The organism is Polaromonas sp. P1_F4 (genome assembly GCF_056405675.1).
Map to the genome: position 1 here is coordinate 534,668 of NZ_JBFUBP010000001.1, position 14,320 is coordinate 548,987.

14 protein-coding genes are annotated in these 14,320 nt (G+C 64.0%); 4 read left to right on the forward strand and 10 right to left on the reverse strand.

Annotated elements, in window-relative coordinates:
* Positions 1–19: 19 nt before the first annotated feature.
* The 3 genes from AC1DYQ_RS02580 to AC1DYQ_RS02590 all read right to left on the reverse strand — a co-directional run bounded on the left by AC1DYQ_RS02580 (position 20) and on the right by AC1DYQ_RS02590 (position 3,815).
* The gene (locus tag AC1DYQ_RS02580; protein ID WP_477685439.1) at positions 20–1,378 is read right to left on the reverse strand and encodes an FAD-dependent oxidoreductase; all 1,359 of its coding nucleotides are present in this window, start codon (positions 1,376–1,378) and stop codon (positions 20–22) included.
* A 218-nt stretch (positions 1,379–1,596) separates the two neighbouring features.
* Complete coding sequence (locus AC1DYQ_RS02585; protein ID WP_477685440.1) at positions 1,597–2,595, reverse strand: Bug family tripartite tricarboxylate transporter substrate binding protein; 999 nt, start codon at positions 2,593–2,595, stop codon at positions 1,597–1,599.
* Positions 2,596–2,621: 26 nt separating this feature from the next.
* Entirely contained in the window at positions 2,622–3,815 is a 1,194-nt protein-coding gene (locus AC1DYQ_RS02590) for a 3-hydroxybenzoate 6-monooxygenase (protein ID WP_477685441.1), read from the reverse strand.
* A gap of 102 nt (positions 3,816–3,917) precedes the next feature.
* Here AC1DYQ_RS02590 and AC1DYQ_RS02595 point away from each other — a divergent pair, with 102 nt between their 5' ends.
* Entirely contained in the window at positions 3,918–4,361 is a 444-nt protein-coding gene (locus AC1DYQ_RS02595) for a MarR family winged helix-turn-helix transcriptional regulator (protein WP_457280374.1), read from the forward strand.
* 89 nt (positions 4,362–4,450) lie between these two features.
* Here AC1DYQ_RS02595 and AC1DYQ_RS02600 read toward each other — a convergent pair whose 3' ends face one another.
* Genes AC1DYQ_RS02600 through AC1DYQ_RS02615 form a run of 4 tightly spaced genes read right to left on the reverse strand, consistent with a single transcriptional unit; the run spans position 4,451 to position 8,015 of the window.
* Complete coding sequence (locus AC1DYQ_RS02600) at positions 4,451–4,753, reverse strand: antibiotic biosynthesis monooxygenase family protein (RefSeq protein WP_477685442.1); 303 nt, start codon at positions 4,751–4,753, stop codon at positions 4,451–4,453.
* A 19-nt stretch (positions 4,754–4,772) separates the two neighbouring features.
* Positions 4,773–5,111 (reverse strand): 2Fe-2S iron-sulfur cluster-binding protein, encoded by a 339-nt coding sequence (locus AC1DYQ_RS02605; protein ID WP_477685443.1) that lies wholly within the window; start codon positions 5,109–5,111, stop codon positions 4,773–4,775.
* A 10-nt stretch (positions 5,112–5,121) separates the two neighbouring features.
* The gene (locus AC1DYQ_RS02610; RefSeq protein WP_477685444.1) at positions 5,122–6,606 is read right to left on the reverse strand and encodes a glutamine synthetase family protein; all 1,485 of its coding nucleotides are present in this window, start codon (positions 6,604–6,606) and stop codon (positions 5,122–5,124) included.
* A complete protein-coding gene (locus AC1DYQ_RS02615; RefSeq protein WP_477685445.1) occupies positions 6,603–8,015 on the reverse strand; it encodes a Rieske 2Fe-2S domain-containing protein in 1,413 nt (470 codons plus the stop codon). The genes AC1DYQ_RS02610 and AC1DYQ_RS02615 overlap by 4 nt, the downstream gene beginning before the upstream one ends.
* A 52-nt stretch (positions 8,016–8,067) precedes the next feature.
* Here AC1DYQ_RS02615 and AC1DYQ_RS02620 point away from each other — a divergent pair, with 52 nt between their 5' ends.
* The gene (locus tag AC1DYQ_RS02620) at positions 8,068–8,790 is read left to right on the forward strand and encodes a GntR family transcriptional regulator (protein WP_477685446.1); all 723 of its coding nucleotides are present in this window, start codon (positions 8,068–8,070) and stop codon (positions 8,788–8,790) included.
* A 14-nt stretch (positions 8,791–8,804) separates the two neighbouring features.
* On the opposite strand, the gene AC1DYQ_RS02625 is transcribed toward AC1DYQ_RS02620, so the two are convergent.
* Both AC1DYQ_RS02625 and AC1DYQ_RS02630 read right to left on the reverse strand, forming a co-directional pair.
* On the reverse strand, positions 8,805–10,082 hold the full coding sequence (locus tag AC1DYQ_RS02625) for an SGNH/GDSL hydrolase family protein (RefSeq protein WP_477685447.1): 1,278 nt from the start codon (positions 10,080–10,082) through the stop codon (positions 8,805–8,807).
* Positions 10,083–10,095: 13 nt separating this feature from the next.
* Positions 10,096–11,307, reverse strand: a complete 1,212-nt coding sequence (locus tag AC1DYQ_RS02630; protein ID WP_477685448.1) for an MFS transporter — start codon at positions 11,305–11,307, stop codon at positions 10,096–10,098.
* A 120-nt stretch (positions 11,308–11,427) separates the two neighbouring features.
* On the opposite strand from AC1DYQ_RS02630, the gene AC1DYQ_RS02635 reads away from it, so the two are divergent.
* Both AC1DYQ_RS02635 and AC1DYQ_RS02640 read left to right on the forward strand, forming a co-directional pair.
* A complete protein-coding gene (locus AC1DYQ_RS02635; RefSeq protein ID WP_477685449.1) occupies positions 11,428–12,381 on the forward strand; it encodes a LysR family transcriptional regulator in 954 nt (317 codons plus the stop codon).
* Between the two features lie 145 nt (positions 12,382–12,526).
* Entirely contained in the window at positions 12,527–13,015 is a 489-nt protein-coding gene (locus AC1DYQ_RS02640) for an Lcl C-terminal domain-containing protein (RefSeq protein ID WP_477685450.1), read from the forward strand.
* 38 nt (positions 13,016–13,053) lie between these two features.
* On the opposite strand, the gene AC1DYQ_RS02645 is transcribed toward AC1DYQ_RS02640, so the two are convergent.
* Complete coding sequence (locus tag AC1DYQ_RS02645) at positions 13,054–14,088, reverse strand: NADP-dependent oxidoreductase (protein ID WP_477685451.1); 1,035 nt, start codon at positions 14,086–14,088, stop codon at positions 13,054–13,056.
* Positions 14,089–14,320 lie beyond the last annotated feature (232 nt).

Consider the following 14,320-nt stretch of genomic DNA (forward strand, 5'->3'; position numbering starts at 1 on the left):
TGGGGTGAAAGATCGCCGCTTAAAGGTCGTTATCGAAATACACGCCGTCCCGCGTGAGCAACTGCTGCAGCTGCTTCACATCGGTATCGGCAAAGGCCTGCCCGGTGCCCGGCATCGCCGCCGCCGTACCCGCTGCCTGACCCATCACAAAGCAACCGCCGCTGGCTCGCGCGGCCGACTGGCCTTCGTGTGTCATCGACGCGCACCGGCCGGCCACCAGCAGATTGGTGACACCTTGGGGCACCAGCATGCGCCAGGGCAGGTCGTTGTAGGCGCGGCCCCGTGGTGCCTCCACGTTGCGGGGGAATTTCCAGTCGATGCGGCCATCCGCATGCAGCTCCATCGGCCAGGCGTTGATGCCGATGGTGTCGTCAAAGCGCGCCGACGAGAGGATGTCTTCGCCGCTCAAGGCATAGAGCCCTTGGATCCGGCGCGTCTCGCGGATACCGACCTGCGGCGCGATGTCGACGATGGCCGAATCCGCAAAACCCGGCACTTCATGCTTCAGAAAGCGGAAGTATTCGGTGATCTGGCGCCGGCCTTCGAGCTCGCCCTCGCTGAGCTGCCGCGCGTCGGTGGCATCCATGGCCGTACCTTGCGCGTTGCGTATCTGCGTGACGTTGGCGCGCCATTCGGTCGGGTTCTTCTGGGGGCGGAGGATGGCACCTTCGCGGGGGAACTTGTAGCGGCCCGGCTCGCGCGCCTGGCTCTCGGCCATCAGGGTGTTGATGGCTTTGAATTCGCCCACAGCCGCCAGCGCACGCGGTGCATCGACATGGCCGACGCGAAACATGGTGGAGGGAAACAGCGCGCTGCCATGCCCGTCACCCAGTTCAAACGGCACGCCGGCAAAGTTCGCCACATCGGCGTCGCCCGAACAGTCTATGAAACGCGCGGCACGGATTGCCTGGCGGCCGGATTTGGTCTCGACCACCAAAGCGCTGATGCGGTTGCCCTCCATCACCACCGCAGCAGCCCAGGCATGGAAAAGGATTTGCACACCGGCCGCCACCAGCAACTGGTCGGCTGCGCACTTGTAGGCCGACACGTCATAAGAGCGCACGCGGATGCGGCCCTGCATGCCGTCCTGCGGCGCGTTCAGGCCGCCCAGCGCGTCAATGCGCTGCAGCAGGTCGTCGGCCACGCCGCGCACCACCTGTTGCATCTGGCCATTCTTGCGGCCGTAGAGGCCCGCGAAATTGGTGACGCCGCCGGCTGTGCCCATGCCGCCGAGGAAACCGTAGCGTTCCACCAGCAAGGTGCGCGCGCCGTGCCGTGCTGCGCTGACGCTGGCGGCCAGGCCCGCGGGTCCGCCGCCCACGACCACAACGTCAAATTCTCCGTAGACGGGCAGGGTGCGTGCGGGCTCTGTGATCAAGTTGCACCCCCGTCCAGGCTCACTGCGTGTAGCCTGTTCCCCCCTCGAGGGGGCGGCGCCTGCGGTCTGGCAAAGCCAGTCCCGCGGCCCCCACTGGTAGTGTCCAAAGAATTCTTCAACCCAGCATGAGCCGCGGAACCGGCTTTGCCGGGCCGCAGGCTGGCGGCCCCCTCGGGGGGCAGGGAGTTACACGAAGTGAACGACCGTGGGGGCATCATTTACTCCAGTTTGATGCCGCGCGACTGAATGATGCCGCCCAGGATGGCGGCTTCGTCTTTGACGCGGCTCTTCAGGCCGTCGGGCGACGTGCCCACAGCCTGCCAGCCCTGGTTAAACAACTTTTGCCGCGTGTCGGCGTCGCGGATGATGCGCGGCACCTCTTGCGCCAGCCGGGCCTGCGCGGCTTTGGAGAGACCCGCCGGGCCGATCAGCGCCGTCCAGACTTCGAGGTTGACGTTGGTCACGCCTGCGTCGGCCAGCGGCGGCACCTCGGGCACCAGCGAAGAACGTCCGCCGGCCAGGCCAACCGCCCGGAGCTTGCCCGACCGCACATGCGGCATGGCCACGCCGGGCGGGATCAGCGCCATCTGGATTTGGCCGCCCAGCATGGCGGTCACCACCTGCGGGTTGCCGGCGAAGGGCACGTGAACTGGTGTGACGCCGGGCATGCGGCTTTTCAGCAGCTCCATGCCCAGGTGCGCCACCGAGCCGTTGCCGACCGAGCCGTAGTTCCACTGGCTGCCGCCCTGGCGCGCGGCAGCGAAGAATTCGGCGCCGCCAGGCTGGCCCGCAGGGGCTACCAGTACCAGGGGCGCTGTGGTCAGCAGTGAAATGGGCGCAAAGTCTTTGGCCGGGTCATAGGGCAGTCTGGAGTACAGCAGCTTGGCCGAGGTCAGGTTGCCGTTGATGACGACGCCCAGCGTATGGTCGTCAGTGGCTTTGGCAACCTGGTCGGCCGCGATGTTGCCTGACGCGCCGGGCCTGTTTTCCACAATCACGGGTTGGCCGAGGGCGTGGCTGAGGGGTTCTGCCAGGCTGCGCGCCGCCATATCGGGTGTGGAGCCGCCCGGAAACCCCACCAGGATGCGCACCGGCCTGGTCGGCCAGGCCGTATTTTTTAAGTCTTTTTGGGCTGCAGCCCAGGAAGGATGGGCGCAAGCAGCTATCAAAAGCGTAGCAATTATCCTGAGAGCAGCAGTGCTGGGAAGAAGAGTCATGACAATTCCTGGGACTTTTGAAACCGTCATTGGAACAGTTTTGACGGCTCGATTCCGTCGTACATCCACTTCAGGCCTGCGAAACCCGCGCTCTCGGTGCCGCTCTGGAACATCTGGTTGCGCAATTCGCGTTGAACACCGGCCGCATGGTAAATATCACCGTAAAAACGGGCGGTCAATTGCACGCGGCCGGTACGCAGGTAGCGCTTTTGCTGGTATTTCTGGAAGGCTTTTGGCACATCGCCGCGGGTAAAGCGCAGCGCTTCACGCAGCACGACGGCGTCTTCAATGGCCTGGCCGGCGCCTTGGGCGAGGTACTGCAGCATCGGGTGGGCGGCATCGCCCAGCAGGGTCACGCGCCGGTCGGTCCAGTTTTTCACGGGTTCGCGGTCGCACAGCACCCACATCTTCCAGGTCTCGATTTTCCCCAGCAGTTCCTTGACTTGCGGGCAGGCATCGGCGAAACGCTCGTTCAGCTCGGCCGTATCGCCAAAGGTGTTCCAGCCCTCGTCGTATTTGTTGCTGTGAAAAACCGCCACCAGGTTGAAGAGTTCGCCGCGGCGCAGGGGGTAGTGAACCAGATGGGTTTTCTCGCCGCCCCAAAGCAGCACATCGTCGCTCCACAGATGGGCCGGCACATCCTCGCGCTTGAGCACGGCGCGGTAGGCGATATGGCCCGACACGCGGGGTTTGCCGTCGCCCACCACGGCTTCACGGATGCGGCTCCAGATGCCGTCTGCGCCTATCAGCGCGCTGCCTTCGACGGTTTCGCCGCCTGCAAGGTGTACGGTCACGCCGCTTTCCGATTGGTCAAACGACTCCACCTTGGCGCTGGTGCGCAAGGTGATGTTGGGCTGGGCCCGGCAAGCATTGAGGAACACCTGGTGCAGGTCGGCGCGGTAAATCACGCCATAAGGAAACCCATAGGTGGCGCGGGCCAGGTCGCCAAGCGGGACACGGACAACCTTCTCGCCTGTGCGCACGTCGTTCATGCCAAGGCCGGTGGGAAAGAACGCCACACGGTTGACGGCTTCAGTGAGGCCCAGGTAGTCAAACATGCGGAAAATATTGGGGCCGAGCTGGATGCCGGCGCCGATCTCGCCAAAACTCGCCGCCTGCTCCATGAGCGTCACGGCGCGCCCGTCCTGCGCGAGCACCAGGGCCGCGGCCAGCCCGCCAATGCCGCCGCCCGAGATGAGGATGGGGGATGTGTGTGACATGTATGAGAGGGTATCAGGGGGGCTTTGACAATGATAAGTATGCTTATCATGTATGTCCCTAGTACATACCCTGAGCGCAAAGCTGAACGGTAAACTCGGCAAATGGCAAAAAGCTTTAACTTCAGCGAGGCCCCCGGGCACTTGATCCGCCGGGCGCAACAACTCGCGGTTGCGATCTTCATGGAGGAGACGGCCGGGTTTGATGCGACGCCCGTGCAGTTCGCCATCCTGAATGCGCTGATGGACGACCCGGGCGAAGACCAGATCACACTGTCGGGCCGCGTTGCCTTTGACCCGGCCACTTTCGGGTCGGTGATCGGTCGGCTGGAGGCCAAAGGCTGGGTCAAGCGGGAGGCTGACCCATCCGACAAGCGCCGCAAACTGCTGTGGACGACGCCTGAAGGGGAAAAAGTTGCACTGCAGATGAAACGCGCGGTCAGCAAGGCACAGCAGCGCATCGTGAGTCCGCTGGATGATGACGAGCGGGTGCAGCTCGGCCTGTTGCTTGGCAAGCTGATCAGCGGCCACGAAAACGCGGCCAGGTAGCCAGCATCAGAACTGCGCGCAGACAATAAAAACGGGGCAGTCAGCCCCGTTTTTATTGTCTGCCTGTTTGCCAGGCCCTGGCCCAAGGCTCAGGCTGACTTGGCCACCAGGTCGAAATGCTCCACCGTGGGCGGGCCGGCAAAGAAGGGCCCGACAATGGCTCGCCAGTCGGCAAAGGCGGGCGACTGACGAAAGTCGACAGTGTGGTTTTCCAGTGTGTCCCAGAAGATCTGCAGGATGTAGCGCTCAGGGCTTTCAATGCCCTTGTTGACCTTGAAGCCCTGAAAGCCCTTGGCTTTGGAAATGACTTCGCGGATGCCGCGCTGGATAGCTTCGTCAAAGGCGGCTTGCTGGCCCGGGTGAATGCGGATGTCGGCGAGTTCGAGAATCATGAACAACTTTCTGGGGTAATTAATACTGGGTAGACGGCAACTCTACCGTCAAACCGTCCAGCGCGGGTGTGAGCTTGATCTGGCAGCTCAGCCGGCTCGTGGGCTTGCGTGGCGCGGCGGTGAATTCAATCATGCCCAGTTCTTCACCGTCGGGTGGCGGCAGAGTGCTGGCATCCGAGGCAAAAGGTTCCTGTACGTACACGTGACATGTCGCGCAGGTCAGCAGCCCGCCGCAGTCGGCGGCAATGCCGTCAATGCCGGCTGAGACGGCCGCCTCCATCAGGCTTTTGCCAATCTTGCCGCTTATCCGCGTGGTACTTCCATCTGCTGCTATTAAATTGATAGTGATGGTGCTCATGAGGCGATTCTCAAATGCGGCTGAAATACTCGCGGCGCTGCCACTCGTCTTTGTTTTCGGCTTCGGCATGGCGGGCGATTTCGGCTTGCTTGATGCGTGTGAGGCAGCTGACGAAGGTCTCGCCAAAGGCTACTGTCAAAGCGGTGTCGGCTTTCAGTGCGTCCAGCGCCTCGCCGAGGCTGGTGGGGATTTTTTCTGCCGCAGCGCCATACGGTGCATCAGTCGCTGGCGGCGCTTTGAGTTGGCGGGCGATGCCATCCAGCCCGGCATGAATCTGCGAGGCAAGGTAGAGATAGGGATTCGCCGCCGGCTCGCCAAGGCGGTTTTCGATGCGCGTGCCGTTGTCATCGCACTGGCCCACCACGCGCAGCATGGCGCCGCGGTTGTCGCGGCCCCACAGGATGGATTGCGGCGCGAGTGCGTTGGGCCGAAAGCGCCCGAAGCCGTTGATGGTGGGTGTGCAAAACGCCGTCATGCCGCGTGCATGCGCCAGCAAACCGGCCAGGTACTGCTCACCAACTTCCGACAGCGTGTATTGCGCGTCGGCTGGTGTGCTTCCGGTTGCAGGAGCGCTGCGCTTGAACAGGTTGGCGCCGGTTTTCAGGTCCACCAGCGATTGATGCAGATGCCAGCCGCTGGACATGATGTTGGGAAAGGGCGGGCGGCACATGAAGGTAGCGTGGTAACCGGCACGCCGCAAGGCCTGCTTCACCGCACTGCGAAACAGCACCATGTTGTCGGCGGCTGTCAGCGCATCGGTGGCTTCAAACACCGCCTCGACCTGGCTGGGCCCCAGTTCGATTTCGAGTGACAGCAGGGGTAGCCCCAGCGCCTGCGCCGTGCGCTGCACGATGCGAAGCGGCTCTTCGGCCATGTCCACCCATTGCTCTGACAGGAGGTGGTAGCCGGGATGGATCATGCTCACCTCTGGCGGCAAGCCCGGCCAGTCGGCCAGCGCCGGGTCAAGTTGGGGAGCGCTGCCACCCTCGGAAATCCGGTAAATGTGGAACTCGATCTCCAGCCCGCACTTCATGCTGTAGCCGGCTTCAGCCAGTTTTGCGAGTGCGCCTTGCAGTACCCGGCGCGTGTCGAGTTCTACCGGGCGGCCGTCGGGAAACCATGGCTGGCATTGCACCCAGCCGGTTTTGTCGGCCCAGGGCAATTCCTTCAGGCTGGCCGGGTCGGCCAGCAGCATCACATTGCCGCCAAATTCAAAACCCGGCAGTTCGTCGGCGCCGCCGGCTTCGAACACCTTGTACGCGGTGCGGTCGGCGGTGTCCTTGAGCAGCAATGTGCTCACCATGCCGACGCCGTCCGTCATGGCTTGTCCGGCTGCAGAGGCCACCAGTGTCTTGCCGCGCAGCATGCCGTGCAGGTCGCACCAGGCGAAGCGCACCAGCTCCAGGCCGCTCGCCTCGATGCGCCGCGTGGCATCAGCCAGCGCAGCCTGCCTTTCGGCGTCGCTCACGCCGCATTGCGCTGCAAAGCTGCTCATGGTTGCGTGACGGTGCTGGGTGAGTCGGCGGCGGTTTTGGCGTCCAGCCACGGCGCGCCCTCGCGCTTGGCGCACGCGGTTTGCTGCCACCACTGAGACCATTCGCCCGCTGGCGCAATGCCGTCCACCGTGTCCGGGCCGGTGATCGCCGCGGCTAGCGCAGGGTCGGCAATGCCGGGTGCTACGCCGCCGTTTTGCACGGTCTCAATCGCCTTGAGCAGCACGCGCCGATTGGCCATGATGACTTTGTCGGAGGTGCCCAGGTGCTCGCGTGTGCGGTCCTGAATGGTGCCCATGCTTTCCACGGCCCACTGGTCGTGTACGTTGATGTCTTCTTCGCCCATGCCCAAGTAGGTGGTGCTCATCTGCTCCTTGGCGTTGAAACCCCAGTTGTTGTGGCGGCCGGCGTTGGGAATGTAGTCGGGCAGGGCGATGAATTGCTGGCGCTGCGCGCGCATGCTCTCGCGGTCCAGCGGGCCGCCAAAGCTGGTGAAGAAGGTGTACCAGTAGGTGTTCGTGTCGTCTACCGGCACATGCATCTGCGTGATGGTCATGGTTTCCGACAGCGGAATCACAAAGGTGGCCGGGAAGATCGCGTTGGTCACGCGCACATGGGTGAGCTTGTCGGTCATGGCACGCAGCGCGGTCAGCTGCATGCCCCAGGGCTTGTTCTCAAAGCTGATGTCGGGCTGGGCGAACTCGCGCATGATGCGCGTCATGGGCCACTGCTCGCCGTCCTTCGTGCCGGCGCTGGCGCTGCGAAACTGCTTGCCGGCCGGGTTCTGGCCGATTTCATCGAGTGGGTCGTCTTGCAAAAAGCGATGCAGGAAAGACGGGTGCGCCGGGTCGATGCCTACCTCAAAAGCCTGCAGCCAGTTGGCGTTCCACAAACCCTTGAAGGCAAAGCTATGTGTCGCGGGCGCGGTAAAGCAGTCAAAAGCGGGGAAGGGTGGCGGTGCGCTGCCCTCGTCGCCCAGCCAGGCAAACAGCACGCCGGCTTTTTCAATCACGGGGTAGCTGCGCTGGCGTATGCGTTCGCACAGCTTGCTGCCCGTGGGCTCGGCCGGTGTTTCCAGGCAGCGGCCATCGGTGGCGAACTTCCAACCGTGAAAAGGGCAGCGCAGGCCGCCGCCTTGCACGGCGCTTTCGCGGCGGCCAAACGACAGGTCGGCGCCGCGGTGTGCGCAGTCGCGGTCCAGCAGGCCCCATGCGCCGGAGGCGTCCTTGAACAGCACCAGATCCAGGCCGAACAGTTTGAGCGCCTTGACCGGGCGAAGCTCCATGCGCGGGTCCAGCGCCGGGTTGAACTCATCGACCAGCGCGGCGGGCTGCCAGTATTGGCGCAGCAGCTTGCCGCAGGGCGTGCCCGCGGTGATGCGGGTGAGCAGTTCGTTTTGTTCAGCGTTCATGGGGACCTCAAAACGGTATACCAAAATTAAAATTCAGTGTACATTCCCGGGCATGAACTTGCAAGAAACCGTTTTGATGCAATTGCGCGACCTGATCCTGCGCGGCGAGTTCGAGCCCGGCCAGCGTCTGGCCGAGCAGCAACTGGCCGAGCGCCTGGGCGCCTCGCGTACACCGGTGCGGGCCGCATTGGTCACGCTGGAGCAGGAAGGCTTGGTCGAGGCCAACGACACCGGCAAATACCTGGTGCGCCAGTTCACCCCGCGCGAAGTGGCCGATGCGATTGCAGTGCGCGGCCATCTGGAGGGCATGGCGGCGCGGCTGGTGGCTGAGCATGGCGTGTCGCGCCAGTTGCAGCTCGATTTGCAGTCTTGCCTGGATGAAGGCGACCGGGCGCTGGCGGCGAATCCGCTGGGCTATGACAACTACGCGGCCTATGCATCCATGAACGACCGCTTCCACGCGCTCATCCTGGAAGCCAGCGGCAACCGCGCGCTGCAACGCGCCATCGAATTGAACGACAAGCTCCCCTTTGCGTCAGCCTCGGCCATGCTGCCCATGCAGTCCACGCTGGAGCAGGACCGCGACTGGATGCACTACGCGCACCGCCAGCACCACATGCTGTTTGCAGCGCTCAAGGCTGGGGAGGGCGCGCGTGCCCAGGCACTGGCGGTGGAGCACACTGAGGTTGCGCAGATGAACATGCGCATGGCGCTGCAGCGGCGCGCCGAAACTGAAAGCCTGATGCCTGGTTTGCGCCTTGTGGTGGGCGGCTAGCGCCTGCCCGCGGTCTAGCGCTCTCCCATTAATAACTTCAGGTCGATGGATTCAGCAACCGCCTTATTTCCGGCATCACCCAGGTGCAGGTGGTCGCCCGAGTCATAGGCGGGCAGGATGCGCAGCGGGTTCTGCGGATCGCGCGCCACCGCATCAAAATCCAGCACCGCATCGAATTCGCCGTTGTCGCGTATCCATGCGTTGACGCGCTGGCGCACCGCGTCTTTTGCGGGGCTGTAGTAATTGGCAATCGGTGAGCCCGGCATTGTCAGCGCGCCCTCGAATGGGGTCAGCGTGGCGCCGACGATGCGCACGCCGCGGCTCCTGGCGCGAGCAATCAGCTGCCGGTAGCCGGCGATCAGTGCGTCAGTCTGTGTGGCGGGCTCCTTGGGTTCAAGGGTGCTGCCTGGCCAGCTGATGTCGTTGATGCCCATGAGCAGCACTACGGTGGCAATACCGGGCTGACCCAGCACGTCACGCTCGAACCGGGCCAGTGCATTCATGCCCATGTGGTTCTTGAGCACCCGTCCGCCCGAAATACCCGCGTTGAGCACGGCCACGTTTTGACTGGCCAGGCGGCGCGCCAGAAAATCCGGCCAGCGCTGGTCGGCGCCCGGCGTGGACGCCGCGCCGTCGGTGATGGAGTCGCCAAAGGCCACCACGCTGCGTGTGCCCGGTGCGGCGTCGACCAACACCGTGCTGAGGAAGAGGCGGCTGTTCACTACGCTATCGGCCTTGAGGACGCTCGCGTTCACGGCATTGCCTGCAGCAATCTGCGCGGGCTGCAGGCCGTCCCAGTGAATGGTGGTGAGTGGTGTCGGTTGCGGAAAATACAGGCTGACCGATAGGCGGCCGAGCGGTGCGACTGGAATTTCGACCGGGTCACTCATCACGACAGCGCTTGCAGGTACGGTGACTGTCTGTTGACCGCTGAAGGTCAATGCCTTGCCGGGTCTACCGATACTGCCCGCAGCATCGCCTGCGAGTGCGATGTGAGCCGCGCCAATCTGCAAAGGCTGCGCGCCATATTCGTTGGACAGCACGATGCGCACGCGTGAGCCGCCTACGCTGGCCCGGACGGTCTGGCGCGCGGTCTGGTCGTGAAGCGTGGCGGGAAGGCCCAGCGGCAGCACAAAGTCATTGCTCCAGATGGGTTGGGGGCTTGCCGTCCAGCTTGGCATCCACACGCCGGCACCAGCTGCCTGCGCCTGCGGTAAAGCACTGGCAAGCAGCAACGCGAATGAAAGAACGGCTTGCAGCGCGCGCCGCTTTGGAAAGAAAAATGTGTTCATGGCGAGGGCTCTTTCAGCAAGTGACAGGGATGCCCCGCGGCTCGGACTTGTCGCGCGACAGGCTGTACAAGGTGACCGCGATGCCGGCCACGGTGATCAGCGCGGCCAGCCAGCTCAGGCCGCCCAGACCGAAGGAACTGCTGACAACCAGGCCGCCCAGCCAGGCGCCCAGCGCATTGCCCACATTGAAGGCGCCGATGTTGAGGCTGGCCGCCAGGTTCTGGCCCGCGCCGTGCGCCTGCTGCAGCACGCGCATCTGCAGCGGCGCCACGGTGGCAAAGGAGGCCGCGCCCAGCAGGCCGACAAACACCACGGTGGCCACGGGCGAATGCAGCACAAGCCCCATCACGCCCAGCACCAGCGCCAGCGCGCCCAGGGTGACCAGCAGCGACATGCGCAGCCCGCGGTCGGCCAGGCGCCCGCCCAGCAGGTTGCCCACAAAAAAGCCACCGCCAAATACCAGCAGAATGGGTGACACCGCCGCTTCGCTGAAGCCGGTGATCTGCGTGAGGATGGGCTGGATGTAGGTGAAGATCGCAAACAGGCCGGCGAAGCCGAGCACCGTCATCAAGAGGCCCAGCAGTACTTGCGGGCGGGCGAGCCCGGCCAGTTCTTGCCGGATGGTCGAGGTACCGTTTTCAGCCGCGCTGCGCGGCACAAAAATGGCCAGCACCACAAAGGCGAGCAAGCCGATCAGCGTGACCACCCAGAAGGTAGAGCGCCAGCCGTAATGCAACCCCAGCCAGGCGCCAGCGGGCACGCCGAGCAGGGTGGCCAGCGACAGCCCGCTGAACATGATGGCGATGGCCGAGGCCTTGCGCTCGGGCGCGACCAGGCCGGTGGCCACGATGGAACCCACGCCAAAGAAGGTGCCGTGCGCCATCGACGTGATGATGCGGGCCGCCATCAGGCTGCCGTAGTCCGGCGCCAGCGCACAAGCCAGGTTGCCCAGCGTGAAGATGGCCATGAGCGCCAGCAACACGGTTTTGCGCGGCAGCTTGCGCGTGGCCAGCGTCAGCACCGGCGCACCCACCGCCACGCCCAGGGCGTAGCCGGAAATCAGCAGCCCGGCCGAGGCGATGGTGACGCCCAGGTCGGCTGAGACCTGCAGCAGCAGGCCCATGATGACAAATTCGGTCGTACCGATGCCGAAGGAGCCGGCGGTGAGGGCCAGAAGGCCTAAAGGAAGTGAAGGGAGTGAAGGGAGTGATTTGCGCGCATCCATGAAAGTCGCCTAAAAAGAGGATGTGCTGAGTGTGAAGACTAAGTGCTATCTTGACTAGAATGCAGTGAAGACAATCATTTGTGAATTCAATTCACAATAATTCGCGCAAAATAACAGCTAATGCCCCGCATAGACGTCAACCGCTCCGGCGAGATGGAGGCCTTTGTCCAGGTTGTGGACAAGGGCGGTTTTTCGGCCGCCGCCCGGCAGCTGTGCATGACTCCTTCGGCCGTCAGCAAGCTGGTGACCCGTCTGGAGGCGCGGCTGGGTACGCGGCTTGTCAACCGCACTACGCGCAAGCTGCAGCTCACACCCGAAGGCACGACGTTTTACGAGCAGAGCACGCGCGTGCTGGCCGACATGGACGAGGCCGAACGCGGCGCGGCCGCCGGCGCCATGCCGCGCGGGCGCGTCAGCATCAACGCCAGCATGCCCACCGCGCACTGCTTGCTGCTGCCGCTGGTGCCGGCCTTTCACGAGCGCTTCCCGGATATTTTGCTGGACATTACCTTGACCGACCGCGTGGTCAACTTGCTGGACGAGCGCACCGATGTGGCAATCCGCTGGGGCGCACTCGCGTCGTCCCAACTGGTGGCGCGGCGCCTGGGTGATACGGCGCAGGTGATTGTCGGCAGCCCTGATTACCTGGCGCGACATGGCACGCCGCAGACGATGGAAGAACTCGAAACCCATCAGCGCCTGGCCCATACCTTCAAGCGCAATATGCATTACTGGCCGGTGCGGGTAGACGGGCAGGTTCAGCAGTTGCCGATCACCGGCTATGCGCGCGCCAGTGACGGTGAGGCGCTGCGCCACCTGGTGCTGGCGGGTGCCGGGCTGGCCCGCATGTCGATGTTCCACGTCGGCCGCGATATTGACGCGGGCCGCCTGGTGCCGGTGGCTGAAAGCCTGAACCCGGGCGAACGCGAACCCATCCATGCGGTGTTTGTCGGCCGGGGCGGGCGCCTGCCGGCGCGCGTGCGCGTGCTGCTGGATTTCCTGGTTGAGCAGGTCACGCAAGAGGTTCTTGATGGTGGCGGGCTCGGGCATGACTACCAGCTGCATCAGCCCTGACGCCTGGATGCGACCGCACACAAACAGTGCGTGAGTGCTAAGTACTACCCCCTACATAGGTTCCCTATGGTTGCAGCGAGATAACTTGCCTAGTATTGGTAACAAGTCGTAAGGCTGCAAGGCCGCTCCGGCCATGGAGATTTCTATGCACCGCATTTCCGTCCACACCTTGGGTCTTGCCCTTTTGCTGTTGGCTTTGTCCAGCGCAAGTTTTGCGCAAGAGCGCTTCAGCGTATCCGCAGACAACCAGGAAGTCACCGATAGCCGCACCGGCCTGGTCTGGCGGCGCTGCGCGGAAGGCATGGTCTGGAAGGGCAAGACCTGCACCGGGCAACCGGCTTTCCTGAGCCATCCCGATGCGGCCGCGCGTGCCAAGGCGGCTTCCGCGCCGGAGGCCGAATGGCGCTTGCCGATTCTCAAAGAACTCTCCAGCATCGTCTCTGCACGAGAGGCTGACGTGGACAAGGCGGCGATAGATCCCAATGCTTTTCCGGGCACGCCCGTGGCGCGCTTCTGGACATCGAGCAGCACCGGCCCGGGCTATTTCACCTTTGTGGGCTTTAGCGACGGCAGCGCCGGCGAAGCCCCGCGTGCCACGGCGGCCGTCGTGCGCCTGGTGCGCAATGCGAAGTAAGCGGCACCCAACGCCGGCAGCAGCCGGCGCATCGGGCCTCAGTCTTTGGCCACCTGCAGTACCAGTTTGCCGAAGTTCTCGCCGTTGAAAAGCTTGAGCAGTGTTTCCGGGAAAGTGTCCAGTCCCTCGACGATGTCTTCCTTGCTTTTCATGGTGCCGGCCTTGAGATAGCCGGCCATCTCCGCCACACCGACGTGGTAGCGGTCGGCGTAATCAAATACCACGATGCCTTCCATGCGGGCGCGATTGACCAGCAGCGATAAATAATTGGCGGGGCCCTTCACGGGCGTGGTGTTGTTGTATTGGCTGATGGCGCCGCAGATGATGATGCGGGCACCGCGCGCCAGCCGCGCCAGCACCATGTCCAGGATCTCGCCGCCCACGTTGTCGAAGTAGATATCGATGCCCTTGGGGCAATGTTCCTTCAATCCGGCACGCACGTCGCCGTTCTTGTAGTCGATGCAGGCGTCAAAGCCCAGTTCCTTGACCACCCAGTCGCACTTGGCCTTGCCCCCGGCAATGCCCACCACCCGGCAACCCTTGAGCTTGGCAATCTGGCCCACTGTCTGGCCCACCGCGCCGGCCGCGCCGGAAACCACGACGGTTTCGCCGGCCTTGGGCAGGCCGACTTCCAGCAGGCCGAAGTAGCCTGTCATGCCGGGCAGGCCCAGCACATTAAGCCAGGATGTGAGGCCCAGGCGCGGGTCGATCTTGAACATGCCGCTGCGCTTGATCTGGTCGGCCGGGATCAGGCAATATTCCTGCACGTCGAGTGCGGCGTTCACGTAGTCGCCCACGGCAAAGGCCGGGTTTTGTGAGGCGATCACTTTGCCCACGCCGCCGGCGCGCATCACGGCGCCGATTTCCACCGGCGGGATGTAGCTCTTGGCGTCGTTCATCCAGCCGCGCATGGCCGGGTCCAGCGACAGGTACAGGGTTTTGACGAGCACGCCGCCCGGGCCGGGTTCGGCCACGGGCTCGGTGGTGAAGCTCCAGTTGTCGCGTGTGGGCAAGCCGACGGGGCGGCTTGCCAGGCGAATCTGGTGGTTGGCTAAGGTGGCGATGGCGCTCATGGGTGTCTCCGGGAGTGGCGAATGCAAAAAGGCAATGGTAGTGGCGGACTGCCCGCGCGTCAGTCGCCCACGCGATTGCCCTGCCACTGATGCTCGCTCAACCAGCTCAGCTTGAAGCCGCACGAAGTGCGCGACGGCGGGGAGGTATTTAACCCAGCCGGGGCCGCGGAACCGGCTTTGCCGGGCCGCAGGCGCAGCGCCCCCTTTCGTGATGAAAGGGGCAGGGAGATGC

Coding starts and splice junctions, on each gene's coding strand:
- AC1DYQ_RS02585 (WP_477685440.1), bottom strand. CDS start 2,595: ATGACTCTTCTTCCCAGCACTGCTGCTCTCAGGATAATTGCTACGCTT.
- AC1DYQ_RS02590 (WP_477685441.1), bottom strand. CDS start 3,815: ATGTCACACACATCCCCCATCCTCATCTCGGGCGGCGGCATTGGCGGG.
- AC1DYQ_RS02595 (WP_457280374.1), top strand. CDS start 3,918: ATGGCAAAAAGCTTTAACTTCAGCGAGGCCCCCGGGCACTTGATCCGC.
- AC1DYQ_RS02600 (WP_477685442.1), bottom strand. CDS start 4,753: ATGATTCTCGAACTCGCCGACATCCGCATTCACCCGGGCCAGCAAGCC.
- AC1DYQ_RS02605 (WP_477685443.1), bottom strand. CDS start 5,111: ATGAGCACCATCACTATCAATTTAATAGCAGCAGATGGAAGTACCACG.
- AC1DYQ_RS02610 (WP_477685444.1), bottom strand. CDS start 6,606: ATGAGCAGCTTTGCAGCGCAATGCGGCGTGAGCGACGCCGAAAGGCAG.
- AC1DYQ_RS02615 (WP_477685445.1), bottom strand. CDS start 8,015: ATGAACGCTGAACAAAACGAACTGCTCACCCGCATCACCGCGGGCACG.
- AC1DYQ_RS02620 (WP_477685446.1), top strand. CDS start 8,068: ATGAACTTGCAAGAAACCGTTTTGATGCAATTGCGCGACCTGATCCTG.
- AC1DYQ_RS02625 (WP_477685447.1), bottom strand. CDS start 10,082: ATGAACACATTTTTCTTTCCAAAGCGGCGCGCGCTGCAAGCCGTTCTT.
- AC1DYQ_RS02630 (WP_477685448.1), bottom strand. CDS start 11,307: ATGGATGCGCGCAAATCACTCCCTTCACTCCCTTCACTTCCTTTAGGC.
- AC1DYQ_RS02635 (WP_477685449.1), top strand. CDS start 11,428: ATGCCCCGCATAGACGTCAACCGCTCCGGCGAGATGGAGGCCTTTGTC.
- AC1DYQ_RS02640 (WP_477685450.1), top strand. CDS start 12,527: ATGCACCGCATTTCCGTCCACACCTTGGGTCTTGCCCTTTTGCTGTTG.
- AC1DYQ_RS02645 (WP_477685451.1), bottom strand. CDS start 14,088: ATGAGCGCCATCGCCACCTTAGCCAACCACCAGATTCGCCTGGCAAGC.